Source organism: Pseudarthrobacter oxydans, from assembly GCF_030812335.1.
In the GTDB taxonomy this organism is placed as follows: Bacteria; Actinomycetota; Actinomycetes; order Actinomycetales; family Micrococcaceae; genus Arthrobacter; species Arthrobacter oxydans_B.
Genome location: NZ_JAUSSN010000014.1, coordinates 34237 through 50337, shown reverse-complemented (window position 1 = coordinate 50337; position 16101 = coordinate 34237). Strand labels below are relative to the sequence as shown.

The 16101-nt window shown below is 69.0% G+C and carries 16 protein-coding genes; 8 read left to right on the top strand and 8 right to left on the bottom strand.

From position 1 onward, the window contains the following. Positions 1-99: 99 nt before the first annotated feature. Complete coding sequence (gene mshD, locus J2W14_RS19585; RefSeq protein ID WP_307465633.1) at positions 100-1083, bottom strand: mycothiol synthase; 984 nt, start codon at positions 1081-1083, stop codon at positions 100-102. Between the two features lie 570 nt (positions 1084-1653). After that, complete coding sequence (locus J2W14_RS19580; protein WP_307465631.1) at positions 1654-2352, bottom strand: winged helix-turn-helix transcriptional regulator; 699 nt, start codon at positions 2350-2352, stop codon at positions 1654-1656. Between the two features lie 256 nt (positions 2353-2608). On the opposite strand from J2W14_RS19580, the gene J2W14_RS19575 reads away from it, so the two are divergent. The 6 genes from J2W14_RS19575 to J2W14_RS19550 all read left to right on the top strand — a co-directional run bounded on the left by J2W14_RS19575 (position 2609) and on the right by J2W14_RS19550 (position 8043). Beyond that, positions 2609-3343 (top strand): permease, encoded by a 735-nt coding sequence (locus tag J2W14_RS19575; RefSeq protein ID WP_307465629.1) that lies wholly within the window; start codon positions 2609-2611, stop codon positions 3341-3343. 175 nt (positions 3344-3518) lie between these two features. Continuing rightward, the gene (locus tag J2W14_RS19570) at positions 3519-4133 is read left to right on the top strand and encodes an FABP family protein (RefSeq protein ID WP_307465627.1); all 615 of its coding nucleotides are present in this window, start codon (positions 3519-3521) and stop codon (positions 4131-4133) included. Between the two features lie 99 nt (positions 4134-4232). Further along, on the top strand, positions 4233-4949 hold the full coding sequence (locus J2W14_RS19565) for a flavodoxin family protein (protein WP_307465691.1): 717 nt from the start codon (positions 4233-4235) through the stop codon (positions 4947-4949). A 22-nt stretch (positions 4950-4971) separates the two neighbouring features. Further along, complete coding sequence (ygfZ, locus tag J2W14_RS19560; RefSeq protein ID WP_307465625.1) at positions 4972-6054, top strand: CAF17-like 4Fe-4S cluster assembly/insertion protein YgfZ; 1083 nt, start codon at positions 4972-4974, stop codon at positions 6052-6054. Continuing rightward, a complete protein-coding gene (locus J2W14_RS19555) occupies positions 6051-6443 on the top strand; it encodes an ankyrin repeat domain-containing protein (RefSeq protein ID WP_307465623.1) in 393 nt (130 codons plus the stop codon). The genes ygfZ and J2W14_RS19555 overlap by 4 nt, the downstream gene beginning before the upstream one ends. A gap of 73 nt (positions 6444-6516) precedes the next feature. Continuing rightward, a complete protein-coding gene (locus J2W14_RS19550; protein ID WP_307465620.1) occupies positions 6517-8043 on the top strand; it encodes a DHA2 family efflux MFS transporter permease subunit in 1527 nt (508 codons plus the stop codon). Between the two features lie 34 nt (positions 8044-8077). Here the strand turns inward: J2W14_RS19550 and J2W14_RS19545 are convergent, their stop codons facing one another. From J2W14_RS19545 to J2W14_RS19525, 5 genes are all read right to left on the bottom strand, one after another. Beyond that, the gene (locus tag J2W14_RS19545; protein ID WP_307465618.1) at positions 8078-8788 is read right to left on the bottom strand and encodes a GNAT family N-acetyltransferase; all 711 of its coding nucleotides are present in this window, start codon (positions 8786-8788) and stop codon (positions 8078-8080) included. Between the two features lie 51 nt (positions 8789-8839). After that, on the bottom strand, positions 8840-9865 hold the full coding sequence (locus J2W14_RS19540; protein ID WP_307465616.1) for a 6-phosphofructokinase: 1026 nt from the start codon (positions 9863-9865) through the stop codon (positions 8840-8842). Positions 9866-10019: 154 nt separating this feature from the next. Beyond that, the gene (locus tag J2W14_RS19535) at positions 10020-10274 is read right to left on the bottom strand and encodes a PspC domain-containing protein (RefSeq protein ID WP_307465614.1); all 255 of its coding nucleotides are present in this window, start codon (positions 10272-10274) and stop codon (positions 10020-10022) included. A gap of 3 nt (positions 10275-10277) precedes the next feature. Continuing rightward, positions 10278-10583, bottom strand: coding sequence for a hypothetical protein (locus J2W14_RS19530; protein ID WP_307465612.1), 306 nt, complete (start codon positions 10581-10583; stop codon positions 10278-10280). 1 nt (position 10584) lies between these two features. After that, complete coding sequence (locus J2W14_RS19525) at positions 10585-12396, bottom strand: PspC domain-containing protein (RefSeq protein WP_307465609.1); 1812 nt, start codon at positions 12394-12396, stop codon at positions 10585-10587. A gap of 124 nt (positions 12397-12520) precedes the next feature. Between J2W14_RS19525 and J2W14_RS19520 the strand changes: the two genes are divergently transcribed. After that, positions 12521-13825, top strand: a complete 1305-nt coding sequence (locus J2W14_RS19520) for an ATP-binding protein (RefSeq protein WP_307465607.1) — start codon at positions 12521-12523, stop codon at positions 13823-13825. Continuing rightward, entirely contained in the window at positions 13822-14496 is a 675-nt protein-coding gene (locus J2W14_RS19515) for a LuxR C-terminal-related transcriptional regulator (protein ID WP_307465605.1), read from the top strand. Before J2W14_RS19520 ends, J2W14_RS19515 begins: the two co-directional genes overlap by 4 nt. A gap of 80 nt (positions 14497-14576) precedes the next feature. Here the strand turns inward: J2W14_RS19515 and J2W14_RS19510 are convergent, their stop codons facing one another. Further along, positions 14577-15794, bottom strand: a complete 1218-nt coding sequence (locus J2W14_RS19510) for a pyridoxal phosphate-dependent aminotransferase (protein ID WP_307465603.1) — start codon at positions 15792-15794, stop codon at positions 14577-14579. Positions 15795-16101: the final 307 nt, after the last annotated feature.

Genomic DNA, 16101 nt, shown 5'->3' with positions numbered 1-16101 from the left:
TGGCTCGATTTAGCTTCAACCTTACAAGCAATCAGCCTGCGAACAGCTTTCGCGGAGTCCAGATTTCCCCGGGCGGAGACAAGATGTCCGCCGACTGGATTAACGCCCCTCCAGCGGGGCATACATCACGTCGACGTCCCAGCGGGTGAAGCCCAGCTTCCGGTACAGCGAAACGGCCGGGGCGTTGTCCGCATCGACGTAGAGCATGACGGCGTGCAGGCCCTGGCGCTGCAGGTGCCGGATGCCGGCCACGGTCAGCGCTTTCCCCAGCCCGGTGCCCTGCGCCTGGGGCGTGACGCCCACGACGTACACCTCGCCGATCGCCGGGTGGTCCCCGTGCCGGGGGTGCACCTTGGTCCAGTGGAAGCCGAGGATCCGGCCCTTGGCATCGACGGCGAGCAGGAAACCGGCGGGATCGAACCACGGCTCGGCCATCCGGGCGGCCAGATCGGCGCGGGTCATGTTGCCCTGCTCGGCGTGGTGCGCGAAGGCGGCCCGGTTCGCGGCGAGCCAGGCGTCCTCATCCCGGCCCGGGACGAAGGCGCGCAACGTCACCCCGTCCGGCAGCGGGACGTCGGGCAGCTCCGCCGTCGAGCCGGCGAGCCGCATCTTCCACAGCTCCCGGACCGGGCCGTAGCCGTAGCGGGCGGCGAGGTCGGCCGCGGCCTCGTGGTTGCCGTGGGACCAGGCCTTCAGGCCGGCGAAGCCGCGGGTGGCTTGGAGTTCGCCGACCAGCCGGGTCGCCACGCCCTGGTTGCGGTAGCTGGGGTGGACGGCAATTTCCAGCACGCCGGTACCGTCCGGTTCCTCGATCACGACGGCGACGCCGGCCAGATCCTGCGCCGTCGCCGGGTCGGAGCTCTCGTCGGGCCAGTACAGGGCGAGGGTCAGCACCGCATGCGTGCCGGGGCCCCCGTCGGCGTCCGCGGTCCGGAGCGTCACAAGCGTCTGCTCGGACAGCGGCGGATTGCCATCGGATTCCTCCGCGGCGGCCGCGAGGGCTTTGACGTCCTTCAGGAGCTGCGGCTCCGCGGCTCCCCTGGCGGCGAGGACGGACCAGTTCTCAGGGTGCGCAGGACTCATGGTGCAAGGCTATACGCTGCCGCGCGGGCGGGGCCGATTTTGCTGATTCCGGAACTGTTACGTATAGTCGATATCTCGTCCGGCTGTTCGGTCCAGAACTTGTTTCTGGGTCCCGCTGGCCGGGCGGCGAGGGGGATCCACCACTGGGGTGGCCTCGATACGTTCGACCCGTATGTCCTCCACTGAAGAAACGGAAAGCCCCGGACTGATGTCCGGGGCTTTTCCGTGTTCCTGGCCGCCAGCCCCGAACTGCGGGGCGGGGGCAGATCAGGGCGGATCGGCGCCGCATGTGCGCCCTAATCTGCCCGCAGGCTTCGGAAATCCGCCTCGGCGTAAAGGCCGTCGGTGCGTCATGCAACCGGCTGCGGGCTCACCGAACGGGATGACGTCCGGGGCACTTTGACACGGACACGCCGCGGACACCGGGCCCAAGGGGCCGGAATCATGCCCAAAGTCGCCCCGGACGGCAAGCGGCGGGGTATGAAGGTCCCTTCGACACGGGGGTGATGGCCTATGCCGCCGCTCTGCGGGGCTGAAGTGCGGGCTGAGGTGCAGGGCGCGGTTGCCGGGTCAGGCTTCGGTGAGTTCTTCCTCCGGATGCCGGACCAGGGTCAGGCGGTAGCCCACGTTGCGGACCGTGCTGATCAGGTTCTCGTGGTCGGCGCCGAGTTTGGCCCGGAGGCGCCGGACGTGGACGTCGACCGTGCGGGTGCCGCCGTAGTAGTCGTAGCCCCAGACCTCGGTCAGCAGCTGCTGGCGGGTGAAGACCCGGCCGGGGTGCTGCGCCAGGTACTTGAGCAGTTCAAATTCCTTGAAGGTCAGGTTCAGCGGTGCGCCGTTGACCCGGGCGGTGTAGCTGGCCTCATCGATGACGACGCCGGCGGCCCGGATCTCGGTCGGCGCGTCGTCCTGGTCCGGCACGGCCCGGGCGACGCCCAGGCGGATGCGGGCCTCGACCTCGGCGGGTCCGGCGGATTCCAGCAGGATGTCGTCGACCGCCCACGCCGAGGATACGGCGGCCATGCCGCCCTCGGTCAGGATCAGCATGAGCGGGGCGCTCAGGCCGGTGGCCTTGAGCAACTGGGTCAGGGAGCGTGCGCCGACGAGGTCTTTGCGGGCGTCCAGCAGGACGATGTCGCAGGGGTCGGTCTCCAGCAGCGCCGTCGGCTCGGCGGGGAGAATATGGACCCGGTGGTTCAGTAGTTCCAGTGCAGGCAGGACGTCCACCGATGAGCCGGTGCTGTTCGTCAATAACAGGATGTGCGACATGTTTCCTCCAAGGGGTGTCCGCGCATCGTTGGGCGTCTGTAGCTGAGACCGAGTATACCCAAAGGCCCCTTGCCGGACATGCCCCGGTCACCCGCGTCCGGTTCTTTTGCGACACAAAACGGTCACATAGGGCAGGATTGATCCGTCGGGGCCTGCCGCCCCAGGACGCAAGATCAGGTCGAAGTGGGTCCGCAGTGAGCGAAAGTACAACGATGGCCGGAAGACGGATGACGCAAACACACATGTCTGGTAACCAGTGAGGGCTTGGTCCATCGGCGTCATCGGCCTGGCCGGACTCGCCGCGATCGTCGGCGCGTCCTACACCTCGCCGGAGGCACTCCTGGCGGTGGGGGTGCTGACCGCCGCCGCCGTCGGAATCGGCTGGCCGCACTTCCTGGGCATCCCCGCCAGGAAGACCCTCGCCGTGCTGATCGGCCTGCCGGGCGTGGGCGCCGCCATCGCCGCCACGTACGTTTCCGCCCCGGGTTTTCTGGACTGGACGCCGTCGTTCATGGCGGCAGGGGTGATGGCGATCTTCGTGATGCAGCTGATCCGCGGCACCGGCCAGTCGCAGCGCCTGGAGTCCATTCTCGGTTCCTCCGCCGGTGTCCTGTTGTCCTGCCTGGGCGCGGGGTGGATCGCGTGCGCCCGCTTCAACGGCGTCCGTGAGATGGTCCTGGTCGCCGCGATCAGCGCTGCGGTCGCCCTGCTGGCGGGCCTGATCCGCTGGCCGGACCGGGTGGTGGCGCCGCTGGGCGTCGTCGCCGCCGGCCTGGCCGGACCGCTCGCGGGACTGGTCTTCTCCGACATCGCCGTGATCCCGGCCGCGATCGCCGGCGTGGTGGTGGGCGCCGTGCTGGTGAGTTTCCGCCGGCTGGTCATCCTCCGCGGTGAATCGCTAAGCTTTGCGGCAGCCCTCGGAATCGGGCTGGGCCCGGTGTCCGCGGTCGGTTCGCTGGCGTACTTCATAGACAAACTACTCATCTTCTAAGGCGCTAGGATGGCATCATGTCCGTACTTGCATTTGAAATCTTCTTCCTTGTCCTCCTTGGCGTTGCCAGCCTGGCCATGGCCTGGTTTGCCGGCTTCGTGGTCTACCGCCTCTTCAAGGGCCAGAAGTAACAGCCAGAAATTACTAGCCGTCTTCGTTTCCAGAGGTAGCTGCTGTGCCGATTGAAATACCTACAGATCTGACCCCGGAAATCGTTCCGCTGTCCTGGCTCATTGGTGAGTGGGAGGGCCGAGGCCGGCTGGGGGCCGGGGAAGAGGATTCCGAGCACTTCCTGCAACACGTCTCCTTCACGCACAACGGCCTGCCGTACTTGCAGTACCGTGCCGAGAGCTGGCTGACCGACGACGACGGCACCAGGCTGCGTCCGCTGACCGTCGAAACCGGCTTCTGGGCCCTGGAGCGCAAGCAGCGCGAGGAAGACGGCGGCCCCGGGCTGATCCCGGCGGACATCGTTCCCGTGCTCAAGAGCGCCGACGAAGTCGAGGCCCTGCGCAACAAGGACGGCGGCTTCGACATCTCCGTGTCCATCTCCCACCCCGGCGGGATCTCCGAGCTGTACTACGGCCAGATCAAGGGCCCGCAGATCCAGCTCAGCACCGACATGGTGATGCGCGGCAGCCACTCCAAGGAATACACGGCCGCCACCCGGATCTTCGGACTCGTGGACGGCAACCTGCTCTGGCGCTGGGACGTTGCCACGGGCAAGGCTCCTGCCGGCGGCAGCGGCCTGGAAGCCCACGCATCCGCCATCCTCCACAAGGTCACCTGAGCGGTGCACGCTGCGCCGCACCGCCCGTGGTGAGCGCTCACTGATTTTCCTTTGTCCGTAGCGACCGCAGGGAGTACCACAGTGAATGCCACAGCCGCCATGCCTGGGAACACCGTCGATTTCAGCGACCTCAAGGCCGTCTATTTCAACGGCACCCTCAAGAAGTCCCCGGAGAAATCCAACACGCAAGGCCTGATCGACGTCAGCCGCCGGATCATGGACAAACACGGCGTCAGCACACGGGTCATCCGGACCGTGGACCACGACATCGCCAGCGGCGTCTACCCGGACATGCGCGAGCACGGCTGGGCCAGCGATGAATGGCCGGAGCTGTATCCGGCCGTCCGGGACGCCGACATCGTCATCGTGGCCGGACCGATCTGGCTGGGCGACAACTCCTCGCAGACCAAGAAGCTGATCGAACGCCTCTACGCGCACTCCGGCGAACTCAACGACAAGGGCCAGTGGGCGTTCTACCCCAAGGTGGGCGGCTGCCTCATCACCGGCAACGAGGACGGCATCAAGCATTGCGCCATGAACGTCCTGTACAGCCTCCAGCACATCGGCTTCACCATTCCGCCGCAGGCCGACGCCGGCTGGATCGGCGCCGTCGGGCCGGGCCCGAGCTACCTCGACGAAGGCTCCGGCGGTCCGGAGAGCGACTTCACCAACCGCAACACCACGTTCATGACGTGGAACCTGCTGCACCTGGCCCGGATGCTCAAGGACGCCGGCGGCATCCCGGCCTACGGCAACCTGCCGGAGGCCTGGAAGTCCGGGACAAGGTTTGACTTCGAGAATCCGGAATACCGCTAGCCCGTTAGGACTTCTACTTCATATGACTATCAAGAGCCCCCTGCTGTCGCGCCCTGGCGCCGTCGAAGCCGGCGGCGCTGACGCCGGCGTCGCCTCCCACTACGGCGAACCGCTGCGCGAACAGCGGGCGCTGGCCGCCGGCACCGCCGTCGTGGACCTGTCCCACCGCGGTGTCGTCACCGTCACCGGGCCGGACCGGCTGAGCTGGCTCAACACGCTGTCTTCCCAGCAGCTCACCGGCCTGGCGCCGGGGCAGTCCAGCGAACTGCTGCTGCTGAGCGTGCAGGGCCGGATCGAATTCGATGCGCGGGTGGTGGACGACGGCGCGACCACCTGGCTGATCGTCGAGACGGCCGAGGCCGCTCCGCTGGCCGAGTGGCTCAACAGGATGAAGTTCATGCTCCGCGTCGAGATCGCCGACGCCTCGGCGGACTGGGCCGTGCTGGGATCCACCCGCCGGGTGCCGGAATGGTCCGGCCTGCTGGTCTGGGAAGACCCCTGGCCGCATGTCGGCGCCGGCGGCTACTCCTATGCCGTGGTCGCGGAGGACGCCCACCCCGGGCTGGAACGGCCCTGGTTCGAATACCTCGTCCCGGCCGCCGGGCTGGAAGCCACGGTCGGCGACCGCCCGCTCGCCGGAATCTGGGCCGCCGAGGCGCTGCGCATCGCAGCCTGGCGGCCGCGCTGGGGTGCCGAAACCGACGACAAGACCATCCCGCACGAACTGGACCTGCTCCGCACCGCCGTGCACCTGAACAAGGGCTGCTACAAGGGCCAGGAAACCGTCGCCCGGGTCCACAACCTGGGCCACCCGCCGCGCCGGCTGGTGTTCCTGCAGCTCGACGGCTCCCAGCACACCATGCCCGCCGTCGGCAGCGAGGTCCGGTCCGGGGACCGGAAGGTCGGCACCGTGACCTCGGTGGCGCAGCACTACGAAATGGGGCCGGTGGCCCTGGCCGTGGTCAAGCGGTCGGTCGCGCCGCAGGAAGTCCTGACCGTCCTCGACGGCGAAGAGCCCTACACCGCGGCGCAGGAACTCATTGTGGCCCCCGACGCCGGCCAGGTCGTGGGCCGCCAGACCGGCTTCCTGCGGGGAACCCGATGACCGACACCACCCCGCCGGACGACGAGACGCTGGCCCTGGCGCACAAGCTCTTCGACGCCGCCCGCCAGGGGGACTCCCCGCTGCTCGCCGGCTACCTCGCCGCTGGAGCCCCGGCCACCCTGACCAACGAGGCGGGGGACACCCTGCTGATGCTCGCGGCCTACCACGGCCACGCCGACACCGTCCGGCTGATCCTGCAGCACGGCGGAGACGCCAACAGCGCCAACGACCGGGGCCAGACGCCGCTCGCCGGCGCCGTATTCAAGGGCTACACGGAGGTGGCGCAGGCGCTGCTGGAGGCCGGCGCGGACCCCGACGCCGGCACACCCTCCGCCCGCGCCGCCGCGCAGATGTTCGAACGCAAGGACATCCTGGCCCTGCTGGGCTGAGCCCGTCCAGGGCCTCGGCCGCGACGAACTCCTTAGAACTACGAGCGCCATTCTTTCAATCCGTAAGGAACCCATGGAAAACGTCGCCAGGCCGTGGCCGGCACTCTGGTCCCTGGTGATCGGTTTCTTCATGATCCTGATCGACACCACCATCGTGTCGGTGGCGAACCCCCGCATCATGGAAGGCCTCAACACCGACATCAACTCGGTGATCTGGGTCACCAGCGCCTACCTCCTCGCCTACGCCGTGCCGCTGCTGATCACCGGCCGGCTCGGGGACAGGTTCGGCCCCAAGAAGCTCTACCTCACCGGTCTGGTGGTCTTCACCGTCGCCTCGCTCTGGTGCGGACTCTCCGGCGACGTCCAGACGCTCATCATGGCCCGGGTGCTCCAGGGCTTCGGCGCGGCGATGATGACGCCCCAGACCATGGCGGTCATCACCCGGATCTTCCCCCCGGACCGGCGCGGCGCCGCGATGGGCATCTGGGGCGCGACGGCCGGCATGGCCACCCTGGTGGGGCCGATCCTCGGCGGTGTCCTGGTGGACGGGCTCGGCTGGGAATGGATCTTCTTCATCAACGTCCCGGTGGGCATCGTCGGCTTTGTCCTCGCGCTGCGCTTCGTCCCGGCGCTGAGCACCCACCCGCACAAGTTCGACATCCCCGGCGTGGTGCTCAGCGCCGTCGGGCTCTTCCTGCTGGTCTTCGGCATCCAGGAGGGCGAGACCTACAACTGGGGCACCATCACCGGACCCATCACGGTGTGGGGGCTGATCCTTACCGGCATCGCCGTGCTGGTGGTGTTTGTGGTGTGGCAGAAGGTGAACAGGGGCGAGCCGCTGCTGCCGCTGTCCCTGTTCAAGGACCGCAACTTCTCCCTCGCCAACATCGGCATCACCACCGTGGGCTTCACCGTCACCGCGTTCACGCTGCCGCTGATCTTCTACTTCCAGGTGGTCCGGGGCCTGACCCCGACGCAGTCGGCGCTGATGATGGTGCCGATGGCGCTGATCTCGGGCGGCCTGGCCCCGGTGGTGGGCAGGATCATCGACCGGGTCAACCCGAAGTTCATCACCGCGGCCGGCCTGGTCCTGATGTCCGTGGCGCTGTTCTGGAACGCCTTCCTGATGCACCCGGACACACCCATCTGGCTGTTCCTGCTGCCCAGCGCGGTGCTCGGCTTCGCCAACGCCGGCATCTGGGCGCCGCTGAGCACCACAGCGACCCGGAACCTCCCGCCCCGGCAGGCGGGGGCCGGCGCCGGGGTCTACAACACCACGCGCCAGATCGGGGCCGTCCTGGGCAGCGCCGCGATCGCGGTGCTGATCCAGGCGCGGCTCGCGGCGGAACTCCCGGCGGCCCCGGGAGGGGCCGGGGAGGCCGGTCCGATGTCGTTTGGCGGCGCCCTTCCCGGGGCTTTGCAGGAGGGCTTCTCGACGGCGATGGGCCAGTCCATGCTGCTGCCCGCCGCGGTCATCCTGCTCGGCGCGGCGGTGGCGCTGTTCTTCGCCAAGCCCCAGCCGATGCAGGGCTGGGCCATGGCCCCCAAGTCTGCGGCGACGGCCGCCGGCGCCCGGGATGCCGGGGCACCGTCCCGCTGACGCTGTACGGACGTCCGGCTCAGCGGCGGCCGGCTCAGCCCAGCAGGACGCTGGTCTGGATGCCGCCGGCGGTGAAGCCCAGGCTGCGGGCGATGGCCAGCGAGCCCTTGTTGCTGACGTCGGAGCGCCACTGCAGGGTCAGCCCGGAGGCGAGTGCCTCGTGCGCCGCGATGGAGGCAGCCAGGGAGCCCAGCCCCTGGCGGCGCCATTCCGGGGCCACCAGCACCCCCATCTGGGCCAGGATGCCCTCCCACTCGGCGTAGGCCCCGCACGCCACGGGGGTCCGGTGCCCGTTCTCCGCGTGCAGGATCGTGAAGCGGTGCTCCAGGCCCGAGAGGCCCACCTCGTTGACGTCATCCGGCGGGCAGGCGGCCTCCAGCTCGATCGCGTCCGGATGGCCGTGCGAGACGGTCAGCTCCTCCGCGGGCTGCCGCAGCGGCAGGTCGTCCGCGAAGAACAGTGCGGCGGCGCCGAGCCCGTGGCCGCCGTGGTCCCGGGTGATGGTCAGCAGGGTGACATGCTGCGCGAGTTCCTCGTCGGACAGCCCGACGGCGGCGTCCAGCGCCCACTGCGGGCCCACCAGGGCCGAGTTGCCGAACAGCCGGACGAACTGGACGGCGCGGGCCGTGTCATCGGCGCGGGTGATGCGGACCCCCGCGGCGGCCGCGAAGGCGCCGTCGTCGAGCCCCAGGCGGCGGGCCCACGCGAGCAGGATGATGTCGACCGAACCGGGCTCAAGTGTCATGACTCCACCCTACCCACGGGCGCGCCGGGCTCGGCGCGGAGGATCAGGAGCTCAGCCGAAGAGGACCGCGGCCTCGTCGTAGCGGTGCTTCGGGACGGTCTTGAGGTTGCCGAGCGCGGCGTCGAAGCCCACATGGACGATGTCGGTGCCGTTGAGGGACACCATGGTGCCCCAGCGTTGTTCCACGACGGAGTCAATGGCCGCCATGCCCAGGCGGGTCGCCAGCACCCGGTCGAATGCCGTGGGGACCCCGCCGCGCTGGATGTGGCCCAGGACGGTCGCCCGGGTTTCGATGCCCGTCATGGCTTCCAGCTCCGGGGCCAGCCGTTCGGAGATCCCGCCCAGCCGCGGACGGCCGAAGGTGTCCAGCCCGCGTTCGGAGTGCGGTGTTTCCTGGTTATCCGGAACGAACCCCTCCGCGACGACGACGAGCGGGGCGCGGCCGCGGTCGCGGGCCGAGGTGACCCATTCGGCGATCTGCTCCATCGAGGCTTTCTGCTCCGGGATCAGGATGGCGTGGGCGCCCGAGGCCATGCCGGCGTGCAGCGCGATCCAGCCCACGTGGCGGCCCATCACCTCGGCGATCATGCAGCGGTGGTGGGACTCTCCCGTGGTGCGCAGGCGGTCGATCGCCTCGGTGGCGATCTCGACGGCGGTGTCGAAGCCGAAGGTGTAGTCCGTCGCGTCGAGGTCGTTGTCGACGGTCTTGGGGACGCCGACGATCTTCAGGCCGGCGTCGGTGAGCCGCTTGGCCGCGGCCAGGGTCCCCTCGCCGCCGATGGCGATGAGTGCGTCGATGCCGAGCCGGTCCATGTTGGCCTTAATGACCTCGGGCCCGCCGTTGTTCTCAAACGGGTTGGTGCGGGAGGTGCCCAGGATGGTCCCGCCCTGCTTGGCGATGCCGCGGACCATGGTGCGGGGGATATCGATGATGTCGCCCTCGACAACGCCGCGCCAGCCGTCCAGGAATCCCACGAATTCGTGGCCATGGACGGCGATGCCCTTCAGGACGGCGCCACGGATGACGGCGTTCAGTCCGGGGCAGTCTCCGCCGCTGGTGAGGATTCCAATTTTCATGTTTCGGCTCAAATCCTGGCTCGAAGGGTTACAGGCAGAGCGCCACGCTGAGCTCACCTAGAGTCTAATGGGGCATGTGGGGCAGGACACAAACCATGACAACAACCAAGTGCCCCCGCCGGCGGCAGGGGCACTTGGGTTCACGCGGAGGGCCTCAGGGCCGGTTCGGGCGCTTCGCCAGGAACGACTCGAGGACGATGGCGTTCCGCTGGTCCGGCAGGAGCAGCCAGGCCACGAGATACAGCACGAAGGCCGGTCCGGGAAGCAGCGCGAAGAGCAGGAACGCGATCCGGACGAACGCGACGTCCACGTTCAGCTTGGCGGCGATCCCGCCGCAGACACCGCCCAACCAGCGCTGCGGACCACGTTTCAGGCCGAGGCCCCGGACGGTGCTAAAGAACTTTTCCATGGCTCAAGCCTTCCCTGTCGGTGCTGCTTTGTCACGTTTGTCGCGACCGCGGGCCGAGAGCAGCCCGCCGATCACGAGTGCCGCCCCGGCGCCGATCATCAGGCCGATCACCACGTAGGTGCCGTTGAGTGCCACGATGCCGAGCTGGGCGACGATGATGAGGACGGCGAGGGCCACCACGATCAGCCCCCAGACGATGGTGCCGACACGGGCCGGGGAATCCTCCGGCGGCTCCGGGGGAGCGGACCGCGCGGGAGCGGCAGGGCCGCGGTGTTCCGTGCTGCCGGTCGGTGCGTCATAGCTGCTCATGTCAGTTCCCTTCCCTGATAGTCACGTTGCTGAAAGTGCCGTCGATCTCCACGATCAGCGTCTCTCCCGGCTTGTCGGTGTTGTAGTAGCTTCGCTGGTTGGTCATGCCACCATGGTTCTCGGTGCCCTCATTGAGGTTGCCCATGGTCATGTCGGCGCGGATCTGCACCGGGACGTCATCCGGGATGACCACCGTGAGGTTGCTCGCCGTCGCGTTGACGGGGACCACGACGTCGGTCCGTAGCGGCGGATTGATCGCGAGCCTCGTCAGGTCCACGGTCCCGGTGCCGGCCGTGATGTCGAAACCGGCCCGGGCCTGCTCGACGCTCACCGGTGACCAGTCGGCGTTTTGGGGGCGGAAGCGGTCGGCGTTGGGAAGCAAGTTGAAGATGCCGCCAACAATCAGGGCGACCACGGCGAAGAACCCAAGGATCCCCGACGTGCGGCCCCGCAGGCCGGCGACGAGGATGCCGAGCCCCAGGACGACTGCGGCGCTGGCCCAGACGACGGCGTTGCTGGAGGTGCCGAGGTCGATCACGTTCGCGACGTCGAGGGCCTTGAGCCCGCCGCCCACCAGCAGGGCGAGGCCTGCGGTGACCGCGACGGCGGGGGCCCCGGGGCCGAAGTTCCGGTCCTTGGCCGGCGGGACGGGCCCGCCGCCCGGCACCGGCTGGTAGCCGCCCCCGGGGGGAGGCGTGGGGCCGGCAGGCGGAGGCGTGCCCCAGGCCGGGCCGGGCACCGTTGTCTCGCCGTAGCGGGGCAGCGTGGCCGACGCGCCGTAGCCGGTCGTGGCGAAGGGGGCCGTCGGTGCTGAGGGCGTTGCCGGGTTTGACCGGTCTGACCGGTCTGACCGGTCTGACGGGTAGGCCGGGGTGATCGGGTTCGGCGGATAGCCGGGGTTTGCCGGGCCGCCGGTCTGGGGGCTCGAGGACATGGACGTGACTCCGTTCCGGGACTTGTTGCGCTGTGTCAGGTAGTAGATGAGGTAGATGGCGCCGCCGACCCAGAAGACGGTCCAGATGAAGGCGCCGAAGCCATAGCGGTCCCAGCCCCAGACGCCCGTGCCCAGGCTGGGGAAGCCGATGATGGTGGTGATCAGGGCGCCGGTCATTCCGGACGACCAGCGGCCGGCGGCGGCCTCCTGGACGTGGATGCGGCCGTCGGGTTCGGGCAGGAGTGCCCAGGCGATGCCGTAGAGGAGGACGCCGACGCCGGCGAAGACTGCCAGGACGACCAGGATGCCGCGGACAATCAGCGGGTCGATGCCGAGGCGCTGGGCAATGCCGCTGGCGACGCCCCCCACCCAGCGCTCGCGGCCCCGGTAGACGCCCTGGCTGCGGGTCCAGTCGAAGAAATTCTGCGGCTGGCTGCCGGCCGGCGGGGGTGTCGCGCCGTAGTAGGACGGCGGGGGCGGTGGGGGCAGCGGAGGCGTCCCCGCGCCGCCGGAGCCTGCGGAAAAGTCCAGGGGGAGTGTGGCGGAGGTGTCCAGCGGAAGGGTGGCGGAGGTGTCGGCCGCGGGCCGCTGGTCCGCGGCGGAACCGCGGGGGGCCTCGGCGCCGGCGCCGGCCGGAAAGTCCAGGGGGAGGGTCGCGGAAGTATCCAGCGGAAGGGTGGCGGAGGTGTCTGCCGGCTGACCGGCCGGCCGAGCTGCGGATTCTCCGGCGGCCTGCCCTTCGGACGGCTCTGTATTTTGCCCGTCGGACGGCCCTGCTTTTGGCCCTGTAGTTTGCCCTTTATTGGTCCCTGCGGGCCGTCCGGCGTTGCCGCCCGAAGGGACGGTGCCTTCATCGGGGTGCTCAGTGTGCGGATTCATACTTCGATCCTCCCGTCCGCCGCGAATCCGCTCTACTGGGGACCACCCTGAACTGTCCCTGAGTCACCCCCGGTTAGGGCTGAAAACGGGTCCGGGGAACCCTGATCCATGTTTGGATTGAGTCATGACAACCGCCGCTTCCCGCCCGCCGCTGGTCCGCGGCAGCGACCGGGTGATTGCCGGGGTCTGTGCCGGCCTCGCCCGGCACCTGGGCTGGCCGGTGCGCATGGTTCGCCTGGGCATGGCGGTCGCCGCGCTCGCCGGGGGCGCCGGGGTCGCCTTCTACGCCTGGCTCTGGATCATGGTTCCCACCGCGGACGAAAGCGCCAAACGCAATGCCCGCCAGCCGGCGTCGCCGATTGCCCCGGCGGTCGCGCCGGCAGGGGCGGAACCCGCCGATTCCTGGTGGAGCAGTGTCACCGGCATGCGCTACGGCAAGGAGATCCTGCTCGGCGCGGGCCTGCTGCTGGCCGCCGGCATCCTGATCGCCCGCATGCTCGGTGTGGATGTTCCGCTCGGGACGCTCATCCCGGTAGCTGCCATCCTGGGCGGCGCGGCCATCGCCTGGATGCAGCTGGACGAGACGCGCCGGGCAGGCCTCGTGGACAAGACCAAGGCGGACCAGGCCGGCGGCTGGGCCCGCCTTGCGGCCGGGCTGGCCCTCGTCGTGAGCGGTGTCCTGATCATGGTGTCCGGCTCCGGGTCCTGGGAACAGACCTGGCTTGCCCTGCTGTCCTCGGTGGCGGTGCTCGGCGGCGTGGCCCTGGTCCTCCTGCCCTGGGGACTGAAATTCTGGCGCGACCTGGAGACGGAGCGGGCCGGCCGGGTCCGCGCGACCGAGCGGGCCGAGATCGCCGCCCACCTGCACGACTCCGTGCTGCAGACGCTGGCCCTGATCCAGCGCCGCGCCGGCAACGAGACCGACGTCGTCCGCCTGGCCCGGGCCCAGGAGCGCGAGCTGCGGGGCTGGCTGTACCGGGACCCGGGCAAGGAAGCCGGTCAGCTCTCCGAGGGCATCAAGACCGCGGCGGCGGAAGTGGAAGACTCCCTGGGCCACGCCGTCGAGGTCGTCACGGTGGGTGACTGCGCTATGACCGAACGCCACGAGGCACTGGTCCAGGCCGCCCGTGAGGCCATGCTGAACGCGGCCCGGCACGGCGGCGGCGCCGTATCGGTGTACCTGGAAGTCACCGACGGCGCAGCGGAGGTCTTCGTGAAGGACCGCGGTCCCGGCTTTGACCTGGATGCCGTCCCCGCCGACCGGCTGGGGGTCCGCGAGTCGATTGTCGGCCGGATGAACCGCCACGGCGGCACCGCCACCATCAACAGCACCCAGGACGGCACCGAGGTGCGGCTCAGGCTGCCCCTCTCAGCGGGAGCACCCGCCGGGGCTGCCGCCACGAACAGCAACGGAGAGGCAAGACTGTGAGCAGCACCGAAGCGGGGAGCCCGGCCCAGGGGATCCGGGTGGTGATCGTGGACGACCACGCCATCTTCCGGTCCGGCCTGAAGGCGGACCTGGACCCGGACATCGTCGTGGCGGGCGAGGCCGGCACGGTGGAGGACGCCGTGGCCGTGATCGCCGCCGTGCGTCCCGACGTCGTGCTCCTGGATGTGCACCTGCCGGGCGGGCTCGGCGGCGGCGGACGCGAAGTGCTGGCCGGCTCCGCGCCCTTGCTGGGCAGCACCCGGTTCCTGGCCCTCAGCGTCTCGGACGCGGCCGAGGACGTCGTGTCCGTGATCCGGGCCGGGGCCCGCGGCTACGTCACCAAGACCATTTCCGGGGCAGAAATTTCCGACGCCGTCCGCCGCGTCGCCGGCGGGGACGCCGTCTTCTCGCCCCGGCTGGCGGGATTTGTGCTGGACGCCTTCGGGACCGCCCCGGCGGACATTGCCGACGACGAGCTGGACCGGCTCTCCGCCCGCGAACTCGAGGTGATGCGGCTGATCGCCCGCGGCTACAGCTACAAGGAGGTCGCGAAGGAGCTGTTCATCTCGATCAAGACCGTCGAGACCCACGTCTCGGCGGTGCTGCGAAAACTCCAGCTCTCCAGCCGGCACGAACTCACCCGCTGGGCCGCCGAACGCCGCCTCCTCTAACCAAAGATGCGCTATCACCTAGGGTCCTTATCGCACGGGAATAAGGACCCTAAGTGATAGCGCATCGGGGGTTTGGGCTGCTACTTTGCCTTGCCGAGGAAGTCCTGCAGCCGGGCGACGCCTGTGGCGAGGTCCTCGTCGCCCAGGGCGTAGGAGAGGCGCAGGTAGCCGGAGGGGCCAAAAGCCTCGCCCGGAACCACGGCCACCTCGACCTCGTCCAGGATCAGCGTGGCCAGCTCCGCCGACGTCGACGGCCGGACCGGACCGTTCGCGGACGGGAACTCCTTGCCGAGCAAGGCGCGGACGTCCGCGTAGACGTAGAAGGCGCCCTTCGGCGTCGGGCATTCGACGCCCTCGATGGCATTCAGTCCGGCGACGATGGCTTTGCGGCGGCGGTCGAAGGCGAGTTTCATTTCCTCGACGGCGGTCAGCGGACCGGACACTGCGGCGAGGGCGGCGATCTGCATGATGTTCGAGACGTTGGACGTGGCGTGCGACTGCAGGTTGGTCGCGGCCTTGATGACGTCGGCCGGTCCGATCATCCAGCCCACGCGCCAGCCGGTCATGGCGTAGGTCTTCGCAACCCCGTTCAGGATGACCATTTTGTCGCCCAGTTCCGGGACGGCCGTGGCAATCGAGGTGAAGGGCACGCCGTCGTAGGTCAGGTGCTCATAGATCTCATCCGTGACCACCCACAGGCCCTTGGCGGCGGCCCACTGGCCGATTTCCCTGACCTGCTCCGGCGAGTACACGGCGCCGGTGGGGTTGGAGGGGGAGACGAAGAGCAGGATCTTGGTGCGGTCCGTGAGGGCGGCCTCGAGCTGCTCCACCGTGACCAGGTATCCCTGCTCCGGTCCGGCGAATACGTCGACCGGCACGCCTCCCGCCAGCCGGATGGCCTCCGGGTACGTGGTCCAGAACGGCGTGGGGACAATGACCTCGTCGCCCGGATCGAGCAGCGTGGCGAAGGTGTTGTACACGGCCTGCTTGCCGCCGTTGGTGACCAGCACCTGGGCGGCCTCGCACTTGTAGCCGGAATCCCGGAACGTCTTGGCCGCGATGGCCTGCTTCAGTTCCGGCAGCCCGCCCGCCGGTGAGTAGCGGTGGTACTTGGGCTGGCTGGCGGCTTCGATGGCTGCCTGCACGATGTATTCGGGGGTCGGGAAGTCCGGCTCGCCGGCGCCGAAGCCGATGACCGGGCGGCCGGCCGCCTTCAGCGCCTTCGCCTTGGCATCAACAGCCAACGTGGCGGATTCGGCTATGGCGGAAATACGCTGTGAAACGCGGGCGGCAGTCATCGCGGGTCCATTCTTCGCTGGCAGCTTCGGTGGCTGTTGGTGGGATTCGACGGAACCTACTCTATGCTGTTCACCGGATCGTCCGCGGTGCCGGCGTGGAAATGTGACTGCATGTGGGTCAGATGGTTTTTACAGCCGGTTTACCGCCTCGTTTTTCCCTGTTTTCGGGGCGGGGCGGGACGGTCCGGCAGGGCCGGTTCGACGTAGGCGCAGTTGTTGCGTAGACTGGTTCTCCGGTGTTGAAAACACGATGATGGTCTGCGCCTCAGGAAAGTCTGGGGAAACAGGCCGGAACTGGTTTTCGCTC